This is a genomic window from Micromonospora sp. HM134 (genome assembly GCF_007833915.1).
GTDB classification, from domain to species: Bacteria; Actinomycetota; Actinomycetes; order Mycobacteriales; family Micromonosporaceae; genus Micromonospora; species Micromonospora wenchangensis.
In genome coordinates this window covers 1,073,195-1,092,262 of the sequence record NZ_CP041061.1, presented here as the reverse complement: position 1 = coordinate 1,092,262, position 19,068 = coordinate 1,073,195, and the positions used below count along the sequence as shown (strand labels likewise).

Below are 19,068 nucleotides of genomic sequence, written 5' to 3'. Positions count from 1 at the left end.
CTGGTCACGGTGCAGCCCAGGCTATCCGGTACCCGCCTTGTAGCCCACGCCCCGCACGGTCAGGATGATTTCCGGCCGCTCCGGGTCCGGCTCGATCTTGGCGCGCAGCCGCTGCACGTGCACGTTGACCAGCCGGGTGTCCGCCGCGTGCCGGTAGCCCCAGACCTGCTCCAGCAGGACCTCCCGGGTGAAGACCTGACGCGGCTTGCGGGCGAGCGCGACCAGCAGGTCGAACTCCAGCGGCGTCAGCTTCACCTCCTCGCCGTCGCGGCTGACGGTGTGCGCCGGCACGTCGATGGTGATCTGGTTGCCGGGCGGGCCGATGGTCAGCATCTCCGGCGCGACGTCCTCGCCCCGGCGCAACCGGGCCCGCATCCGGGCCACCAGCTCCTTGGGCTTGAACGGCTTGACCACGTAGTCGTCGGCGCCGGACTCCAGGCCGAGCACCACGTCGACGGTGTCGCTCTTGGCGGTCAGCATGACGATCGGCACGCCCGACTCGCCGCGGATCGCCCGCGCCACGTCGATACCGCTCATTCCGGGCAGCATCAGGTCGAGCAGCACGATGTCGGGGCGACTGTCCCGGAACGCGGCCAGCGCCCGTTCCCCGTCGGCGACGAAGGAGGGCAGGAAACCCTCGCTGCGCAGGACGATGCCGAGCATCTCGGCGAGCGCGGGGTCGTCGTCGACCACCAGTACCCGGGCTCTCATGGGGTTTATGTTTCCATCCCCGTTCAGTTGGTGGGATCGGCGTCTGGATGGCACGGTACTGCCGGGAGAGGTACCGCCGCACGCCCCACGCGCGATATCTCCCCCGATGACCGCATCGCGTGGGCCGCCCGGCGGATCCACCCGGCCGGTCGTGCCGTGTCACCATGATCCCCGGGCAGGTCGCCGCCCGCCAGCCACCATCCGCAGGAGTACGCGTGCCCGACGTCGGCCCGACCGCCGTGCTCCCCCGGCGTCCGCTCACCGTCGGCGAACTGCTCGACTCGGCCGTCCTGCTGCTGCGCAGCCAGGGCCGGGTGCTGATCCCGCTGGGCGTCCTGCTCGCCGCCGGTGAACAACTGCTGCTGTACCCGCTGCGCCGGCTCGCCGACGCGCTGCCCCCGGTGTGGTGGAGCGACAGCGGGGCGTTCCCGCTGTGGTGGCAACTGCTCGCGGTGGGCGCCGCCGCCGAGGCGGTGATCGTCCTGCTGCTCGGCAACCCGGCCGCGCGGGCGGCCGGCGCGGCGCTGCTCGGTCGCCGGGCCGGGGTGACGGAACTGCTCCGCCCGGCCGGTGCCCGCTGGGGCGTCACCCTGCTGCTCGCCCCGGCGGTGGGCCTGCTGATGCTGATCGCGGCGCTGCTCGGCCCGGCCTGGCTGGTCGGCTACGGGCTGCTCGGCTCGGTCGCCGCGGCGGTGGTGCTGGACCGGGTGCCCGGCGTGTCGGCGGTGCCCCGGGCGCTCCGCGTCGCGGTACGCGGCCGGGCCGCCGCCGTCCGGCTGCTCGGCTACCTCGGCTGGTGGGTGCTGCGGGTCGGGCTGGCCCTCGGCCTCTTCTTCGGCGTCGAGTCGCTGCACCTGGTCGACCTGGCCGACCCGGCGGTGCGGGTCGCCGCCACCATGCTCGCCTTCGGCGCGGTGAACAGCGTCGCCTACCCCGCCCTGGCCTGCCTGGACGCGGTGATCCACCTGGACGCCCGGATGCGCACCGAGGGGCTGGACATCCAGCTCGCCCGTCCCCCCGCCGGGCTCGTCGCGGCCGGCCTGCCGGCGGTCGACCGGTGAGCCGGTGGTGGACGGAGGCCGTCGCCGCGCTCGGCGACGTGCTGCCGCTGCCGCTGGTGGCGCTGCTGGTGGTGCTGCTGGCCGGGGTGGTCGCGCTCGCCTGGTACCACTTCCCGGCCTGGGTGCCCCGCCGGCTGCCCCGGCTGCCCCGCCTCCGGTTGCCCCGGTGGCGGCTGCCCCGGCGGCGACGCCGGAAGGCCGACGGGCCGGTCGCGGTGGCGCTGCCCCGCCCCCGCACCGCCGACGACGGCCTGCCCGCCGACGCCGCGCGGTCCCTGGCCGACCGGCTGGCGGCCGAGGGCCGGTACGCCGAAGCCGTCCGGGAACGGCTGCGCGCCATGGTCCGCCGGCTGGTCGCGGTCGGCGCGGTGGCCCCCCGGCCCGGGATGACCGTCACCGAACTGACCGACGCGGCGGCCCGCGCCCGGCCCCCGGTCGACCCGCCGTTGCGCGCCGCCGGGGCCATCTTCGCCGAGCTGTGGTACGCCCAGCGCCCGGCCGCCGCCGACCACGACCGACGGATGCGGGAACTCGCCGACGACCTGGACCGGGCGCTCGCCACCCCACCGCCGGACGGGGGCGCCCGGTGACCGGCCCCGCCACCGCCACGGTCGGCGGCCCGGCCCCCTCGACTGCGGGCGGCCCGCCACCGGCCGCGCCCGTGCGGCGACGACGCCGGCACCGGGTGATCGTGCCGTTGGCGCTGGCCGCCGCCCTGCTCGCCGGCACGATCGCCGCCCACGCGCTGGACCAGCCCGACCCGGGCGACCCCGGTTTCCTCTCCCCGGTCGCCACCGACGACGACGGGGGCAGCCGCCTCGCCGACGCGCTGCGCGCCCGGGGTGTCACCGTCACGCGGGAGACCGACCTCCTGCCGGCCCTGCTCGGCCTCGACCGTGGCCCGGCCACCCTCTTCGTCCCGGCGGCGGAGCTGCTGCACCCGGACACCCTCGGCGCGCTGGGCGAACTGCCCGCCGGCCGGCGGCTGGTCCTCGTCGACCCGTCCCGCCGGGTGCTCGAATCCGCCGGCCTGCCGCTGGTGCCGACCGACCGCCGGTGGGCCACCCGGGCGGTCGACCCGGCGGCCGGCGGCCGGCCCTGCGCGGTGACCGAGGCGACCCGGGCCGGGGTCGCCGCCGCCGCGCTCCAGCGGTACGCCGCCGCCCCCGGCACGGCGACCGCCCTCGACCGTTGCTACGCCGACGGCCTGGTCCGGCTGCCCGGCCGGGCCGAGGTGGTGGTGATCGGCGCCAGCGACCCGTTCCGCAACGACCGGATCGCCGAACACGGCAACGAGGCGCTCGCCACCGGCCTGCTCGGCGTCCACGGGCGGGTGGTCTGGCTGGACCTGGACGGCCCGGCACCGGCGCCGACGTTCGGCCGGCCCGGCGGCACCGGCGAGCCCGCGTGGTCACCCACCCCCGGCGGGTCCACCGGGTACGACGGCGACGGCACCGGCGAGGGCGGTCCGGGTGGCCCCGGCACCGCCACCGGCGACGGCGACGGTTCGGGCGACGCCCCCGACTCCGCCGGTCCCCCACCGCCTGACGACCATCCGCTGCTGGACGCCTTCCCGCCCTGGTTCTGGGCGCTGCTGCTCCAGCTCGCCCTGGTCGCCCTGCTGATCGTGCTGTGGCGGGCCCGCCGGCTCGGCCCGCCGGTGACCGAGCCGCTGCCCGTCGAGGTCCGCTCCGCCGAGACCGTGCTCGGTCGGGCCCGGCTCTACCAGCGGGCCCGGGCCCGGGGTCCGGCCGCCGCGACCCTGCGTACCGCCGCGTCGGGGCGGTTGCGCGGGCGGCTCGACCTGCCCGCGACGCTCGGGCCGGCGGAGGTGGCGGCCCGGGTGGCCGGGCCGGCCGGCGGCACCCCGGAGCAGATCCACGAGCTGCTCTTCGGCGCGGTGCCGCAGACCGACGCCGAACTGCTGGAGCTGGCCCGGTCCCTGGACCGGCTGACCCGTACCGTGGCGGCAGCGCCCGGCCGTCCGACCGAAGGAGACCCCCGGTGACCCGACCCGCCACCACCGCCGAGCCCACGGCCGGCCCGGACGACGCCCGGGCCGCCCTGCACCGGCTGCGCACCGAGGTGGCCAAGGCGGTCGTCGGTCAGGACTCGGTGGTCACCGGCCTGGTGATCGCGTTGCTCTGCCGGGGCCACGTCCTGCTGGAGGGGGTGCCCGGGGTGGCGAAGACGCTGCTGATCCGTACCGTCGCCACCGCACTGGACCTGGACTCCAAGCGGGTCCAGTTCACCCCCGACCTGATGCCCGGCGACGTCACCGGTTCGTTGATCTTCGACCCGCGCACCGCCGCGTTCACCTTCCGGGAGGGGCCGGTCTTCACCAACCTGCTGCTCGCCGACGAGATCAACCGGACGCCGCCGAAGACCCAGTCGGCGCTGCTGGAGGTGATGGAGGAGCGCCAGGTGTCGGTCGAGGGCGCCCGCCGGCCGCTGCCGGACCCGTTCATCGTGGCCGCCACCCAGAACCCCGTCGAGTACGAGGGCACCTACCCGCTGCCCGAGGCGCAGCTCGACCGGTTCCTGCTCAAGCTGACCGTGCCGCTGCCCAACCGGGACGAGGAGCTGGGGGTGCTGCGCGCCCACCACGCCGGTTTCGACCCGCGTGACCTCGGCGCGGCCGGCGTACGCCCGGTGGCCGACGCCGCCGACCTGGCCGCCGCCCGGGAGGCGGTCGGCCGGGTGCACGTGGCCGAGCCGGTGCTCGGCTACATCGTGGACCTGTGCCGGGCCACCCGGGCCACCCCCGCCCTGGAGCTGGGCGCGTCGCCCCGGGGGGCCACCGGGCTGCTCAGCACGGCGAAGGCGTGGGCCTGGCTGGCCGGCCGGGACCACGTCACCCCCGACGACGTGAAGGCCACCGCCCGCCCGACGCTGCGGCACCGGCTGCGGCTGCGCCCCGAGGTGGAGCTGGAGGGGGTCGGGGTCGACGCGGTGCTGGACACGGTGCTGGCCACCGTGCCGACCCCGCGATGACCTGGCGGGCGGCCGTCCTGCTGCTGGCGGGCGTGCCCACCCTGCCGTTCTGGCCGGACCCGGTGCCCGCCGTCGCCGTGATGACCGCCGTCGTGCTGCTGCTGACCGCCGTGGACTGGGCGCTCGCCGCCCCGCTGCACGGGCTCACCGTCGACCGTGAGGGCGACCGGGCCGTCCGGCTCGGCCACCCCGCGACCGTCACGCTGCGCCTGGCCAACACCTCCGGCCGTACGCTGCGCGCCCAGGTGCGCGACGTGTGGGTGCCGTCGGCGGGGGCCCGTCCGGACGTACCGCCGGACCGGGTGTCCCGGGTCGGGCCGGGCGGGGTGCTGGTGCTGCCCAACCGGCTCACCCCCACCCGGCGCGGCGACCGGCCGGCGGTGACGGTGGCGGTGCGTTCGCTCGGGCCGCTCGGGTTGGCGTTCCGGCAGCGGGCCGGGCGTCCCGCCGCCCCCGGCTGGACGCTGCGGGTGCTGCCCCGGTTCGACTCCCGGCGGCACCTGCCCGAGAAGCTGTCCCGGCTGCGGGTCATCGACGGCACCCAGGTCACCCGGGGCCGGGGCCAGGGCACCGAGTTCGACACCCTGCGCGAGTACGTGGTCGGCGACGACGTCCGCTCCATCGACTGGCGGGCCAGCGCCCGCCGCTCCGACGTGCTGGTCCGCACCTGGCGGCCGGAACGCGACAGGCGGTTGGTGTGCGTGCTGGACACCGGCCGCACCTCGGCGGTACGCGTCGGCGACGTACCCCGGCTGGACGCCGCCATCGACGCGGCGTTGCTGCTGACCGCGCTGGCCGCCCGGGCCGGCGACCGGGTCGAGCTGCTGGCCGCCGACGCCACGATCCGGGCCACGGTCACCGGCACCGGGCGGCGGGATCTGCTGCACCGGCTGGTCGACGCCCTCGCGCCGGTGCACCCGGCGCTGGTGGAGACCGACTTCGACCTGATCGTCGCGGAGATCCTGCGGCGGCACCGGCGACGCAGCCTGGTGGTGCTCCTGACCGCGCTGGAGCCCGGGGCGCTCGCCGAGGGGCTGCTGCCGGTGCTGCCCCGGCTGGCCGCCCGGCACCGGGTGGTGGTGGCGGCCGTGCACGACCCGGCGCTCACCGCGCTGACCACCGGCCCCCCGGTACGCCCCGAGGACGCCTACGCCGCCGCGGCCGGCTGGCGGGCGCTCGCCGAGCGGGACCGGGTCCGCGCCGTCCTCGGCCGGTACGGCGTGACCGTGGTGGACGCCCCGGCGGACCGGCTCGCCCCGGCCCTGGCCGACACCTACCTCCGGCTCAAGGCCCTCGGTCAGCTCTGACCCGGGCAGGTCAGCGGGGTGGGCGGGAGGTGGGCTGCCAGGCGCGGGCCGGGTCCGTCGACGGCCAGAGTTCGGCCAGCCACGGGTCGGTGCGCTCGGCCGGTGCCCGTTCGGCGGCGACGGCCCGCCGGCCGAGCAGCACCACGTAGGCGAAGAAGCCCAGCCAGACCGTCGCGCCGACGCCGACCCGCAGCACCACCGGCACCGGTGCCGGGGTGACGAACGCCTCCAGCAGCGCGGAGACCGCGAACAGCCCGACCAGACCCACCGCGACCAGGATCGCCGACCGGCCCGCCTCGGCGACCGACCGGCCCCGGCCCAGGTGCTCCGGCGGCGAGATCCACGCCCAGGCGGTCCGCAGTCCGACCCCGGCGGCCACGAAGACCCCGGTCAGCTCCAGCAGCCCGTGCGGGGTGATCAGTCCGAAGAAGACGTCGGAGCGGCCGTAGGAGACCATCACGCCGCCCACCACCCCGATGTTCAGCGCGTTCTGCCACAACAGGTAGAGCACCGGCACGACGAGCACCCCCGCGGCGAGGCACTGGGCGGCGATCCAGGCGTTGTGGGTCCACAGGTGGAAGGCGAAGGTCGGCGCGGAGAACTCGGTGTAGTAGCCGGCGAATCCGGAGTCGACCAGGTCGGCGGCGGCGTCCGGGCCGATGAACGCGGCGGCGGTGCCCGGGTTACCGGCGACGTACCAGATGAGGAAGCCGCTGAGCAGGCTGAACCCGGTCGCCACCGCGCACCACCACGGCCAGGCCCGGTAGACCGCGCCGGGGAACCCGACGGTGAGGAACCGCCCGACGGCCGACCAGGAGGCCCGTTGCCGGCCGGTGATCCGGGCCCGCGCCCGCAGCACGAGCTGGGAGAGCCGGCTGACCAGGGCCGGGTCGGGTGCCCGGCTGCGCAGCGCCGACAGGTGGGTGGCGGTGCGCTGGTAGAGGACGATCATCTCGTCGATCTCGTCGACGTCGAGCCGGCGACGGTCGCAGAACAGCTCCAGCCGTCGCCACTCGTGGCTGTGCTCGGCGACGTACGCGTCGAGATCCACTGGTCCTCCCCCGTCCGGCGACCATAGTGTTCACTGTCCGGGTGAGCGCGCAACCACCGGTGCCGGCCGGCACTGTCCCGGCCGGCGTCGACCCGGCGGGGCGCTGGGCGGACGCGGGGCTGGTCAGCGGCGAGGCCGTCGCGCTGGACGTCCGGGCGGCGCGGCTCGGGTCCCGGGTGCTGGCGCTGCTGATCGACATCGTCGGGCAACTGTTCTGCGCGGCGTTGCTGGCGCTGACGCTGACCCCGCTGGTACTGATCGTGCTTCCCGAGCAGGTGGTGGACCGGGCCCTGACCGGCGCGTTGGAGACCCTCGGCCTGGTGCTGGTGGTGGTCGGCTATCCGGTGCTGTGGGAACGTCTCAACCACGGCCGGACGCCCGGCAAGCTCGCGGTGGGGCTGCGGGTGGTCAGCGCCGACGGCGGGCCGGTGCAGTGGCGTCAGTCGCTGACCCGGGCGCTGGTCGGGGCGGCCGTGGAGTGGCCGGGGCTGGTGCTGCCGCTGCTGAGCTGGGTGGCCGGGGCGACGGTGATGCTGACCGACCCGCGTGGCCGACGGCTGGGTGACCTGGTGGCCGGCACGATGGTGGTGCACACCCGCACCACGCACCCGTGGCGGCCGGCCCCGGGGATCGTCGCGCCGCTGGCCGGCTGGGCCGCCACGCTGGACCTGACCCGGCTGGACGACGCGCTGGCCCTGGCGGTGCGGCAGTACCTGACCCGGGGGCAGCAGATCGTCGAGCCGTACCGCAGCCGGCTGGCCCGGGAGTTGTGGCGCGAGGTGGCGGCGGTGACCGCCCCGACGCCGCCGCCGGGCGTACCGGAGCCGTTGCTGTTGGCGGCGGTCCTTGCCGAACGCAACCGGCGCGGCTCGCTGCGGCTGCGCCACCAGCGGGCGCTCACCGCCGCTCTCTGGCCCGACCCGGCCCCGGCCACCCCCGCCGTCGACCCGCCGGCCCCGGTCGGGGTACGACCGGCCGGGCCGGTGCTCCGGTCGGCGTCGCCGGACCGCCCGGCCTGACCGGTTCGTCGCGGCCGGCCGCCGTTCAGCCGAACAGGGCGCGGCCCCACCAGTCGGCGGCGTCGCGGACCCCGGGTGGGCAGGCGAACAGGCCGCTGGAGACGTGCCGCAGGTACTCGTTCATCGCGTCGTTGCGGGCGAGCCGGGTCTGGATCGGCACGAACTGCCGGCGTGGGTCCCGCTGGTAGGCCATGAAGAACAGCCCGGCGTCGAGCCGGCCGAGCCCGTCCGATCCGTCGACGTAGTTGTAGCCCCGGCGCAGCAGCCGGGCGCCGTCGTTCAGGGTGGGGTGGGCGAGGCGCACGTGCGAGTCCACGGCGATCACCGGCTGGCCGTCGTCGCCCTTCGCGGCGAAGTCCGGCTCGTCGAACTCGTCCCGGCGGCCCAGCGGCGCGCCGCTGCCCTTGGTCCGGCCGACGATCTGCTCCTGCTCGGCAAGCGAACTGCGGTCCCAGGTCTCGATCTGCATCCGGATCTTGCGGGTGACCAGGTAGGACCCGCCGGTCATCCAGTCCGCGCCGTCCTCCGGCTGGGCCCAGAGCTGCTCGCGGAGCAGCCCGGCGTCCTCGGCCTTGAGGTTGGCGGTGCCGTCCTTGAAACCGAAGAGGTTACGCGGGGTCGCCTGGTCCCGCGACGTCGACGAGGTACGCCCGAAGCCGAGCTGTGACCAGCGGACGCTGACCACCCCCATGCCGATCCGGGCCAGGTTGCGGATGGCGTGCACCGCCACCTGCGGGTCGTTCGCGCACGCCTGTACGCACAGGTCGCCACCGGAGATCTCCGGGCGCAACGCGTCCCCGGCGAAGTGCGGCAGGTCGACCAGGGCGGCGGGCCGCCGGCCGGCGAGGCCGAACCGGTCCCGGCCCTGTGCGTCGCGGAACAGGGTGGCGCCGAAGCCGACGGTCAGGGTGAGCTGCGACGGGGGCAGGCCCAACGCCTCGCCGGTGTCGTCCGGCGGGGCCTCCGGAATGCCGCCCACCGCGCCGATCACCCCGGCGTCCTTCCCGCCGGTCATCCGGGCGGCGGCGGCCGTCCATTCCTGGAGCATCGCGACCAGCCGGTCCCGGTCCTTGGTGATCACGTCGAAGGCGACGAAGTGCAGCCGGTCCTGGGCCGGGGTGGTGATCCCGGCCTGGTGCTCACCGTGGAACGGCACCGCCCCGGCGGCCCCGTCGTACGCGGCGGCCCGGTCGCCGTCGCGGGCCAGCGCGCCCGCTCCGGCGGCCACCCCGGCGACTCCGGCGACCCCGACCCCGGCGAGGGTGATCGCCCGCCGGCGGGACAGCCGGCGGCGTCCCCGGCCGGCGGTGCTGCTCTGCTCGCTCATCGACTCTCCTGGGAGGGACCGGCCGCCGGACGACGGCCGTGCTGACCCGTCGTCACCGGGCGACGGCGGCGGCGACCTTGCTGACCGGCTCGGCGAGGGCGTTGATGCTGTCCGACAGCTCCTTGAGGTCGGCCTTGCTCAGCTGGGTGTGCAGCTTCCAGCCGTCGCCGTCGCGGTGCTTGCCGAGCGCCGCCTCCACGGCGGTGAACTCCTTGTCGAGCTGGGCGACCAGCTCCGGGGCCCGCTGCTCCAGGGCCGGCCGCAGCGCGGCGACGGCCGCCTTGGAGCCCTCCAGGTTGGCGTTGAAGTCCCAGAGGTCGGTGTGCGAGTACCGCTCCTCCTCGCCGGTGATCTTGCCGCTGGCCACCTCGTCGAGCAGCGCCTTGGCCCCGTTGGCGAGCTGGAGCGGGGTGAGCTTCTCGGCGTTGGCCCGGGTCACGATCTCCTTGACGTCGGCGAGCAGCCGGTCGGCGATCGGGCCGTCCTTGCTGATGTCGCCGGTGGTCCAGAGGTCCTTCTCGATCCGGTGGAAGCCGGTGAACTCCATGCCCTCCTCGATGACCTCCTCCCGCCCGTCGATCTTCGGGTCGAGGTCGCCGAAGCTCTCCGCGACCGGCTCGATCCGCTCCCAGTAGGTGCGGGCCACCGGGTACAGGGCCTTGGCCTTGGCCACGTCACCGGCCTTGACCGCAGTGACGAACTCCTCGGTCTTCGTCAGCAGGGCGGCGGTCTGGCTGGTCACGTACCGCTGGTAGCTGGCGGTGGCCTCGGTCAGCGCGGCGTCCGGGGCCACGGTCGCGGCGGTGCCGCTCACCTTCAGCGCTCCCCGGATGCCCCGGCCGCTCATCCCGGGCTTGCAGGCCGTCTCGTACGTTCCCGCGGGCAGCTCCACCCGCAGCTCCCGGCTCAGGCCCGGGGCGATGTTCTCCACCTCGCCCATCACCCGGTCACCGGCGGCGTAGACGTAGAACTCGTTGACCTTGCTGCCGGAGTTGGTCACGGTGAAGGTCGCCTGGCCGGCCTCCAGTTCGGTGACGTCGACCTCGCACACGCTGTCGGTGGCCTTGACCTTGACCGAGTTGCCGGCGCCGGCGTCGGACCGGTCGTCCTTGCCACAGGCGGTGACACCGGTGACGGCCAGCGCGCCGACGGCGGCGAGCACCAGGAAACGGGTGGTACGCATCGTTGCTTGTCTCCTTGGAGAGGACGGTGGATCAGACGCGCCGCGACCCGGCCGGCTGCACGGCGGCGGGGCCGTCCTGCTCAGCGGTGGCGTCGGCCTCGGTGGTGGGGGCGGGCCCGGGCGTCGGCGGGGTGGCGGCCGGCGCGGGCTTGACCGGGGCGGCCGGCCGGCGCAGGAACAGCACCAGCACCGGGACGGCATACGCGACCCAGGCGACCGTCTCCAGCACGCTCGGCGCGGCGGTGACGTTGAACATCCCGGCGAGCAGGGCGGCGTACCAGGTGCCGGGGTCGAGCACGCCGGTGATGTCGAAGGCCAGGTCGTTGAGGCCCGGCAGCACCCCGGCCTCCTGGAAGTCGTGCACGCCGTACTTGAGGATGCCGGCGGCGACCAGGATCAGCAGCGCGCCCGTCCAGGTGAAGAACGTCGACAGGTTGATCCGCAGGGCGCTGCGGTAGAGCAGGAATCCGATCCCGACGGCGGTGGCGATACCGCCGATCAGGGCCAGCAGCGGCCCGGAGCCGGTGCCGCCGGTCGCGCTCTGCGCCGCCGAGTAGAAGATCAACGCGGTCTCCAGGCCCTCCCGGACGACCGCGAGGAAGGCCATCCCGGCGACCGCGAGCGAGCCGACCGCGAGCGCCTCGCTCAGCTTGCCCCGCAGTTCACCGGCGATCGTCCGGGCGGCCCGCCGCATCCAGAAGATCATCCAGGTCACGAAGACCACGGCGGCGACCGAGGTGACGGCCTCGAACAGTTCCCGGTCCTCGGAGCGGGCCAGCAGCGAGGTCGAGGTGTACTCGATCAGCCAGCCGAACAGGACCGAGAGCGCCACGGCGAGCCCGACGCCGACCCACACCTGCGGCAGCCGGTCCCGGCGCTGCGACTTGACCAGGAAGGCGACCAGGATGCTGACGACGAGCGTCGCCTCCAGGCCCTCCCGCAGGCCGATCAGGTACGTGGCGAACATCGGTGCTCCGTGTCGTGGGTCAGACTTGCCTCAGGCAACTTAGGGCAGCCATACCTTCCTCCTGATCGGGGGTTCCGTCAAGTCGTTCTTGACAGCTTCACCCTGGTCGGAAGGGTCGGCCTGGACCCGCCGGCCGGGGGTGCCGACCCGCCGCCCGACGTGGCAGGATTCGACGTACCCCCAGGACAGGACGCCCCGTGAACGACGCGCCCCGCATCCCCACCCTCCGCCCGGCGGACACCCCCGCACCAGGGACTTCCGACCCGTGTGGGCCACGCCACCGTCGGCCGGGACGGCACCGGTGAGGGGCTTCGGCCCGTGGCTGGCCGTCCTCGCGTTGGTGATCGTGCTCAGCGTCCTGCGGCTGCGCCCGCTGGCCGTGGCCGTCTCCCTGACCTGGCTCGCCTGGTGCGTGTGGACCTGGGTCCGCCCCACCCGCCGTGGCCCCGGCGCGTCCTGACCCCCGCCCGGCCCCGGCGCGTCCTGACCCCGGCGGCCCCGGCTCCGGGCCGACCCGCACACGGGTGAGGGGGCCGGCCACGTGGTGGCCGACCCCCTCGTCCGTCCGGGGTGCTCAGTAGCGGTAGTGCTCCGGCTTGAACGGGCCCTCGGGCGAGACGCCCAGGTAGGCGGCCTGCTCCTTGGTCAGCTCGGTCAGCCGGGCGCCGAGCGCGTCCAGGTGCAGCCGGGCGACCTTCTCGTCCAGGTGCTTGGGCAGCACGTAGACGCCGACCGGGTACTCGTCGGTCTTGGTGTACAGCTCGATCTGGGCGATCGTCTGGTTGGCGAACGAGTTCGACATCACGAAGCTCGGGTGGCCGGTGGCGTTGCCCAGGTTCAGCAGGCGGCCCTCGGAGAGCACGATGATGGCGTGGCCGTCGTCGAAGCGCCACACGTCGACCTGCGGCTTGATGTTCTCCCGGGTGACGTCCGAGCGCTTCGCCAGGCCGGCCATGTCGATCTCGTTGTCGAAGTGGCCGATGTTGCCGACGATGGCCTGGTGCTTCATCCGGGCCATGTGCTCGTTGGTGATGACGTCGAAGCAGCCGGTCGCGGTGATGAAGATGTCGGCCTGCTCGACCACGTCCTCCAGGGTGGCGACCTGGTACCCGTCCATCGCCGCCTGGAGCGCGCAGATCGGGTCGACCTCGGTCACCACGACCCGGGCGCCCTGGCCGCGCAGCGACTCGGCGCAGCCCTTGCCCACGTCGCCGTAGCCGAGCACGACGGCCATCTTGCCGCCGATCAGCACGTCGGTGGCCCGGTTGATGCCGTCGATCAGCGAGTGCCGGCAGCCGTACTTGTTGTCGAACTTGCTCTTGGTCACCGAGTCGTTGACGTTGATGGCCGGGAAGAGCAGGGTGCCGGCCCGGTGCATCTCGTAGAGCCGGTGCACGCCGGTGGTGGTCTCCTCGGTGACGCCCTTGATGCCGGCGGCGATCCGGGTCCAGCGCTGGTTGTCCTCGGCGAGGCTGCGATGCAGCACCTGGAGGATGACCGCGTACTCCTCGGAGTCGGCGGACTCGACCGCCGGGACGGCCCCGGCCTTCTCGAACTCGACGCCCTTGTGCACCAGCAGGGTGGCGTCACCGCCGTCGTCGAGGATCATGTTCGGGCCCTGTCCGTCCGGCCAGGCGAGCACCTGCTCGGTGCACCACCAGTACTCCTCCAGCGTCTCGCCCTTCCAGGCGTAGACCGGGACGCCGGACGGCGCGTCGGGGGTGCCCTCGGGGCCGACCACGATCGCGGCGGCGGCGTGGTCCTGGGTGGAGAAGATGTTGCAGGACGCCCAGCGGACCTGCGCGCCGAGGGCGACCAGCGTCTCGATCAGGACGGCGGTCTGGATGGTCATGTGCAGCGAACCGGTGATCCGGGCGCCGGCGAGGGGCTGGGCGTCGGCGAATTCGCGGCGGATCGCCATCAGGCCGGGCATCTCGTGCTCGGCGAGGCGGATCTCCTTGCGCCCGAACTCGGCGAGCGACAGATCCGCCACCTTGTAGTCGCCCTCGGCGAGGGCGCTCGGCCGGGCGTCGCTGGATGACGCCGGGAGGGTGCTGGTCATGAAGGCTCCTGTCGAACGATGGCTGCGCGACCATCCACCTTACGCCGGCCCCCTCGCGGCGCACTGTGGGCCGCCTGGAGACAGCGCACGGGGCGGTCGGCGTGGGACGAAACCTCCGTCCACCTGCCGGCCGCCCCGTGCATCCCCCCGGTTTGGTTACCCCCGCGCGCCGCCGGACCTTCGTCGCGACAACGCTGCGTACTCATGAGGTTACCGTGCGACACGGACTAGTCAAGCAATTCGGGAAAGTCGGACTTGCGGCGTGGCGCAGGTCGCCGCGCGTGACGCCGTCAGCCGCCGCACGTGGCGACGAACGCCGTGCCCGTACCGGACAGGACCAGCGCCGCACCGGCGGCCGTCCCCACAGCGGCCTGCCCCGGACCGAGCATCACCGCCCCCACCCCGTCGTCCACCCCGACCTTGCCGTGGTGGCAGAACACCACCCGGGGGCCGGGCAGCGGCAGCCGGACCTCCGGCCCGGCCGCGTCCACCGTCACCCGGTGCAGCGCGAAGTCGTCCACCGGCACCGGCCAGCAGACCACCCCGGGCGTCACCGGCCGGGCGACGAGCACCGGATCGTCCAGCACCTCGAACCGCAGTACCCGCAGCAACTCGTCGACGTCCACGTGCTTCGGGGTGAGCCCGCCGCGCAGCACGTTGTCACTGGCCGCCATGATCTCCACGCCGGCGCCGCTCAGGTAGGCGTGCAGGTTGCCGGCCGGCATCCAGATCGCCTCCCCCGGCGTCAGCCGCACGTGGTGCAGCAGCAGCGCCACCAGCACCCCCGGATCGGCCGGGTAGCGGGTCGCCAGGTCCCGGGCCAGCTCCGCGTCCGGCCCGGCGGCGTCCGCCGTGCGCACCGCCTCGACCAGCCCGGCGCGGTCGGCGTCCGGCCAGGTCAACAGCAACCGTACGGCCTCCCGCAGCCCCGCCGGCCCCGCCCGCAGCGCGGCCACCACCGGCGACAGCTCCGGTACGCCGAACCCGGCCAACGCCGTCGCCGACACCCGCGGGTCCCGGAACCCGCAGAGCGCGTCGAACGGCGTCAACGCGACGAGCAACTCCGGCTTGTGGTACGGGTCGACGTAGTTGCGCGGCCCCCGCGCCCGCCCCGCCACCCCGTCGGCCCACCCGGCATCGGCCTGCCCGACGTCAGCCTGCTCGGCGGCGTAGCCGGCGCGGGCCTGCTCGGCGTCGGGGTGGGCCTGGAGACTCAACGGGGCGTCCGCGGCGAGCACCTTCAACAGGAACGGCAGCCGGGTGCCGAACCGGCCGACCACCTCCTCACCGAGCCAGTGGTCCGGCTCGGCGACCAGCAGGTCGGTCAGGCTCACCCGCTCGCCGTCCCGGTCGACCATGGCCGGGCCGCCCGGGTGGGCGCCCAGCCACAGCTCCGCCTCCGGGCCGTCGGTCGGCGCCGGCCGCCCCTGCAACTCGGCGAGCGCCGAGCGGGACCCCCAGGCGTAGTCGCGGATCGACCCGTACAGCAGTTCCACGGTCAGCCTCCGGCCCGCCCGGCCACCTCACTCGACCCGCCCGACGCCGGTGCCGCCGCGGTGGGCGCGGCCGTGCCGGTGCCCGCCCGCTCGGCGGCGACGCTGTAGATGTCCGGCTCCAGATAGATCACCCGGGCGATCGGCACGGCCGCGCGGATGCGCGCCTCGACCGCGTTGATCCCCCGGGCCAGTTCCTCGGCGCTCTCCCAGGCAGGCACGCCGATCTTCGCCGCCACCATCAGCTCCTCCGGGCCGAGGTAGAGCGTCTTCATGTGGATGATCCGCTCGACCTCGGGACCGTCGGTGACGGCCCGCTCGATGGTCGCCACCTCACCCGGGTCGGCACCCTCGCCGAGCAGCAGGCTCTTCGTCTCGATCGCCAGCACGACCGCGATGATCACCAGCAGGACGCCGATCATCGCGGTGCCCGCGGCGTCCCACATGCCGTTGCCGGTGATCAGCGTCATCCCCACGCCGAACAGCGCGAGCACCAGGCCGACCAGCGCGCCGAAATCCTCCAGCAGCACCACCGGCAGCTCCGGCGCCTTGGCCCGACGGATGAAGTTCACCCAGGACTGGTTGCCCCGGGTGTGGTTCGACTCCTTGATCGCCGTACGGAACGAGAAGCCCTCCATCACGATCGCGGCCAGCAGCACCGTCACCGGCACCCACTGCCACGAGGTGATCGGGTGCGGGTCGGCCGCCTTGTGCCACGCCTCGTACAGCGCGAACAGTCCACCGAGGCTGAACAGCACGATCGACACGATGAACGCGTAGATGTAGCGCTCCCGGCCGTACCCGAAGGGGTGTTGCGGGGTGGCCGCCCGCTTGGCCCGCTTGCCGCCGAGCAGCAGCAGCGCCTGGTTGCCCGAGTCGGCCACCGAGTGGATCGACTCCGCCAGCATCGACGACGAACTGGTCAGCAGGAACGCGATGAACTTGGTGATGGCGATACCGATGTTCGCCAGCAGGGCGGCGATGATCGCCTTGGTACCGCCGTTCGCGCTCACTGGTTCGACAGCTCCTTCATCTCGGTGACGGCCGGAACGGCCATCGGGTCCAGCCCATGGGCCAGGGCCAGATAGATCGACGCGAAGTCGGGCACCGCGACGAGGGAGGCGAGCCGTTCCAGCGCGGAGCCGCCCTCGGCGGTGACCACGTCGCAGCGCACCCCGCGCCGCTCGGCGAGGGTCTGCACCGCGTCGGCGCGACGCTCCTCGACGGCCAGCGGCTCGTCGGTGTCGTCGTCGGCGTTGAGGCCGCCGTCGCGCAGCAGCACCAGCCGCAGCCGGGTCGGATCGGGCTCGACCTCGTCCGGGTCGGCGAAGATGTCCCGCGTCGACTCCACCAGGCCGCCGAAGACGCCGTCGAGCAGGCCGACCCGGCCCCGACCGGCCTCACCCAGCGCCCCGGTGACCACCGGGTACCGGGCGTTGGCCGACAGCGTGTCACCGAAGCGGCGGGCCGCCACGGTGGCCAGCGGGGACGAGCCCCAGACGATCGGGATCGACCCGGCCAGCCCGAGGGCCAGCGACTTCGCCGGGTTGACGAAGGACTCGGCGGTCGACCGGCACCGGTCGGCGTCGGCGTCCAGCCGGGCCGCCGTCTCGGCCAGATCCGCCTCGTTGACCTTCACCAGGCCGAGCGTACGGGCGGCGAGCAGAACCGGCACGGTGAGCGCCCAGAGGCTGGCCCGGGCCGGGGCCCGGCGGGGCACCGGGATGAACGGCGCGCGGGCCCGCTCGGCCACCGACTGCAACTGCGAGTCGGGCGCGCCGACCGCGACCAACCGGGCCCCCCGGCGGTGCGCGGCCTCGGCGGCGCCCAACGCCTCCGGGCTACGGCCGGAGGCGCTGACCGCGATCACCACGTCGGCCGCGCCGACCCAGCCGGGCACCCCGGCGCTGCGGTGCGGGATGACCGGCACCGGGCAGCGCGGCCCGGCGACCGTGGCCAGCACGTCCCCGGTCCGCCCGGCGGTGCCGATGCCGGCGATGACGACCGCACGCGGGCGTCCCTCGTCCTCCAGCAGCGCCAGGTTGGCCTCGGCGGCCAGCGCGGCGGACTCCCGCACCTGGGCCCCTGCCGAGGCGGTGAAGCGCAGCATGCCGCCCGGGTCGTGGGCGGCGACCGCGTCCGGGTCGTCCAGGATCGACTCGTCGGCCACCCGCCGGCCGCTGACGCCGGCCGTTCCGTCCATCACCGCTGCGCCTCCGGCCCGCCACGAGCCTCGTCCAGCAGCAGCACCGGCACGTCGTCGCGCACCTCGAAGATGCGACCGCACTGCGTGCAGGTGAGGGTCTGGGCCTGAGCGTCGTAGTCCAGCGGTGCGTGGTGTGTGTCCGGGCAGGCGAGGATTTCGAGCAACTGCGGGTCCAGGGCCACGGCGCGGCTCCTTCCACGTGTGTGGTCTGTGCCGGTCGGCGGTGCCGACCGGCGGAGGGGATCCTATCGGCGAACCCGCTCCAGCACCTCGTCGCGCAGCGAGGTCATCCGCTCCTCGGTCGGGCCCTCGACGTTGAGCCGCAGCAGCGGTTCGGTGTTGGACGCGCGCAGGTTGAACCAGGCCCCGTCGGGGAACCGCAGGGTGAGCCCGTCCAGCTCGTCGGCCTCCGCCTGCGGGTACGCCGCCCGCACCGCCGCGACCCGGGCGGCCTGGTCGGTGACCGTGGAGTTGATCTCGCCGGAGGCGACGTACCGCTCGTAGACGCTGGCCAGCAGGGACAGCGGCTGGGACTGCTCACCGAGGGCGGCCAGGGTGTGCATGGCGGCGAGCATGCCGGTGTCGGCGAACCAGAAGTCCCGGAAGTAGTAGTGCGCGGAGTGCTCCCCGCCGAAGATCGCGTTGGTCCGGGCCATCTCGGCCTTGATGAAGGAGTGCCCCACCCGGGCCACCACCGGCACGCCCCCGTGCTCGCGGATGATCTCCGGCACGGCCCGGGAGGTGATCAGGTTGTGGATCACCGTGGACCCCGGGTGCTTGGCCAGCTCGCGGGCGGCGACCAGGGCGGTGATCGCCGACGGGGAGACCGGCTCGCCCCGCTCGTCGATCACGAAGCACCGGTCGGCGTCGCCGTCGAAGGCCAGGCCGAGGTCGGCGGAGTGGGTCACCACGGCCCGCTGGAGGTCGACCAGGTTCCTCGGGTCGAGCGGGTTGGCCTCGTGGTTGGGGAAGGTGCCGTCCAGCTCGAAGTAGAGCGGCACGATCTCCAGCGGCAGGGCCGGCAACGCCGCGTCGCCGAGCACGCTCGGCACCGTGTAGCCGCCCATCCCGTTGCCGGCGTCCACCACCACCTTGAGCGGGCGGATGGCCGACAGGTCGACCAGTTTGCGCAGGTGGGCCGCGTAGTCGGGGAGCAGGTCGCGCCGGTCGGCCGGGGCCGGCGACGCGGCGGCCGGGCGGGTGCCGGCGTCCAGCAGCGCCTGGGCCCGGGCCCGGATGTCGGCCAGGCCGCTGTCCTGGCCGATCGGGCGGGCCCCGGAACGGCACATCTTGATGCCGTTGTACTGCGCCGGGTTGTGGCTGGCGGTGAACATCGCCCCGGGCAGGCCGAGCGCGCCGGAGGCGTAGTAGAGCATGTCGGTGGAGGCGAGCCCCAGCTCGATCACGGCCCGCCCCTCGGCCCGCACGCCGTCGGCGAAGGCGGCGGCCAGCCCCGGGCCGGTGGCCCGCATGTCGTGCGCGATCAGCACGGCCCCGCCCGGCTCGCCGGCATCGTCGAGCACCCGGGTGAGGGCGGCGCCGAGGGCTTCGGCGACCCGCTCGTCCCACTGGTCGGGCACCGTCCCACGGACGTCGTACGCCTTCACGATCTGGGACAGGTCAGACACCGGTTTCAGCTCCTCGACAGGGGTCGTCAACGACCCTGAGCGTATCGGAGCGGTGGCGT

General features: G+C 74.5%; 18 protein-coding genes. 7 read left to right on the top strand and 11 right to left on the bottom strand.

What is annotated here, in order from left to right; all coding sequences use genetic code 11:
- Nucleotides 1–21: 21 nt before the first annotated feature.
- Nucleotides 22–711, bottom strand: coding sequence for an MtrAB system response regulator MtrA (gene mtrA, locus FJK98_RS05265; protein ID WP_067306208.1), 690 nt, complete (start codon nt 709–711; stop codon nt 22–24).
- A 215-nt stretch (nt 712–926) separates the two neighbouring features.
- On the opposite strand from mtrA, the gene FJK98_RS05260 reads away from it, so the two are divergent.
- Genes FJK98_RS05260 through FJK98_RS05240 form a run of 5 tightly spaced genes read left to right on the top strand, consistent with a single transcriptional unit; the run spans nt 927 to nt 6,073 of the window.
- Nucleotides 927–1,772, top strand: coding sequence for a hypothetical protein (locus FJK98_RS05260; protein WP_145918024.1), 846 nt, complete (start codon nt 927–929; stop codon nt 1,770–1,772).
- Nucleotides 1,769–2,362, top strand: coding sequence for a DUF4129 domain-containing protein (locus FJK98_RS05255; RefSeq protein ID WP_145918023.1), 594 nt, complete (start codon nt 1,769–1,771; stop codon nt 2,360–2,362). The genes FJK98_RS05260 and FJK98_RS05255 overlap by 4 nt, the downstream gene beginning before the upstream one ends.
- Complete coding sequence (locus FJK98_RS05250) at nt 2,359–3,780, top strand: DUF4350 domain-containing protein (RefSeq protein WP_240762607.1); 1,422 nt, start codon at nt 2,359–2,361, stop codon at nt 3,778–3,780. Before FJK98_RS05255 ends, FJK98_RS05250 begins: the two co-directional genes overlap by 4 nt.
- A complete protein-coding gene (locus tag FJK98_RS05245; RefSeq protein WP_145918022.1) occupies nt 3,777–4,766 on the top strand; it encodes a MoxR family ATPase in 990 nt (329 codons plus the stop codon). Before FJK98_RS05250 ends, FJK98_RS05245 begins: the two co-directional genes overlap by 4 nt.
- Nucleotides 4,763–6,073, top strand: a complete 1,311-nt coding sequence (locus FJK98_RS05240) for a DUF58 domain-containing protein (protein WP_145918021.1) — start codon at nt 4,763–4,765, stop codon at nt 6,071–6,073. The genes FJK98_RS05245 and FJK98_RS05240 overlap by 4 nt, the downstream gene beginning before the upstream one ends.
- Before the next feature lie 10 nt (nt 6,074–6,083).
- On the opposite strand, the gene FJK98_RS05235 is transcribed toward FJK98_RS05240, so the two are convergent.
- The gene (locus FJK98_RS05235; protein ID WP_145918020.1) at nt 6,084–7,124 is read right to left on the bottom strand and encodes a stage II sporulation protein M; all 1,041 of its coding nucleotides are present in this window, start codon (nt 7,122–7,124) and stop codon (nt 6,084–6,086) included.
- A gap of 41 nt (nt 7,125–7,165) precedes the next feature.
- Between FJK98_RS05235 and FJK98_RS05230 the strand changes: the two genes are divergently transcribed.
- A complete protein-coding gene (locus FJK98_RS05230) occupies nt 7,166–8,143 on the top strand; it encodes an RDD family protein (RefSeq protein WP_240762605.1) in 978 nt (325 codons plus the stop codon).
- A 25-nt stretch (nt 8,144–8,168) separates the two neighbouring features.
- Here the strand turns inward: FJK98_RS05230 and efeB are convergent, their stop codons facing one another.
- From efeB to efeU, 3 genes are read right to left on the bottom strand one after another with little or no spacing between them, the layout of a single operon-like run.
- Nucleotides 8,169–9,470, bottom strand: a complete 1,302-nt coding sequence (efeB, locus tag FJK98_RS05225) for an iron uptake transporter deferrochelatase/peroxidase subunit (RefSeq protein ID WP_145918019.1) — start codon at nt 9,468–9,470, stop codon at nt 8,169–8,171.
- A gap of 52 nt (nt 9,471–9,522) precedes the next feature.
- Nucleotides 9,523–10,653, bottom strand: coding sequence for an iron uptake system protein EfeO (efeO, locus tag FJK98_RS05220; protein ID WP_145918018.1), 1,131 nt, complete (start codon nt 10,651–10,653; stop codon nt 9,523–9,525).
- Nucleotides 10,654–10,684: 31 nt separating this feature from the next.
- Nucleotides 10,685–11,620: an iron uptake transporter permease EfeU gene (efeU, locus tag FJK98_RS05215; protein ID WP_145918017.1), complete on the bottom strand. Its 936-nt coding sequence runs from the start codon at nt 11,618–11,620 to the stop codon at nt 10,685–10,687.
- 301 nt (nt 11,621–11,921) lie between these two features.
- On the opposite strand from efeU, the gene FJK98_RS33080 reads away from it, so the two are divergent.
- The gene (locus FJK98_RS33080; protein ID WP_168222385.1) at nt 11,922–12,080 is read left to right on the top strand and encodes a hypothetical protein; all 159 of its coding nucleotides are present in this window, start codon (nt 11,922–11,924) and stop codon (nt 12,078–12,080) included.
- A 114-nt stretch (nt 12,081–12,194) separates the two neighbouring features.
- Here FJK98_RS33080 and ahcY read toward each other — a convergent pair whose 3' ends face one another.
- The 6 genes from ahcY to FJK98_RS05185 all read right to left on the bottom strand — a co-directional run bounded on the left by ahcY (nt 12,195) and on the right by FJK98_RS05185 (nt 19,009).
- Nucleotides 12,195–13,682, bottom strand: a complete 1,488-nt coding sequence (gene ahcY / locus FJK98_RS05210; protein WP_145918016.1) for an adenosylhomocysteinase — start codon at nt 13,680–13,682, stop codon at nt 12,195–12,197.
- Between the two features lie 290 nt (nt 13,683–13,972).
- A complete protein-coding gene (manA, locus tag FJK98_RS05205; protein ID WP_145918015.1) occupies nt 13,973–15,178 on the bottom strand; it encodes a mannose-6-phosphate isomerase, class I in 1,206 nt (401 codons plus the stop codon).
- 2 nt (nt 15,179–15,180) lie between these two features.
- On the bottom strand, nt 15,181–16,188 hold the full coding sequence (locus FJK98_RS05200) for a cation diffusion facilitator family transporter (protein WP_145918014.1): 1,008 nt from the start codon (nt 16,186–16,188) through the stop codon (nt 15,181–15,183).
- Complete coding sequence (locus tag FJK98_RS05195) at nt 16,185–17,381, bottom strand: SIS domain-containing protein (RefSeq protein WP_145918013.1); 1,197 nt, start codon at nt 17,379–17,381, stop codon at nt 16,185–16,187. The genes FJK98_RS05200 and FJK98_RS05195 overlap by 4 nt, the downstream gene beginning before the upstream one ends.
- The gene (locus tag FJK98_RS05190) at nt 17,378–17,563 is read right to left on the bottom strand and encodes a Trm112 family protein (protein WP_088642951.1); all 186 of its coding nucleotides are present in this window, start codon (nt 17,561–17,563) and stop codon (nt 17,378–17,380) included. The genes FJK98_RS05195 and FJK98_RS05190 overlap by 4 nt, the downstream gene beginning before the upstream one ends.
- 63 nt (nt 17,564–17,626) lie before the next feature.
- Nucleotides 17,627–19,009, bottom strand: a complete 1,383-nt coding sequence (locus tag FJK98_RS05185; RefSeq protein WP_145918012.1) for a phosphomannomutase/phosphoglucomutase — start codon at nt 19,007–19,009, stop codon at nt 17,627–17,629.
- Nucleotides 19,010–19,068: the final 59 nt, after the last annotated feature.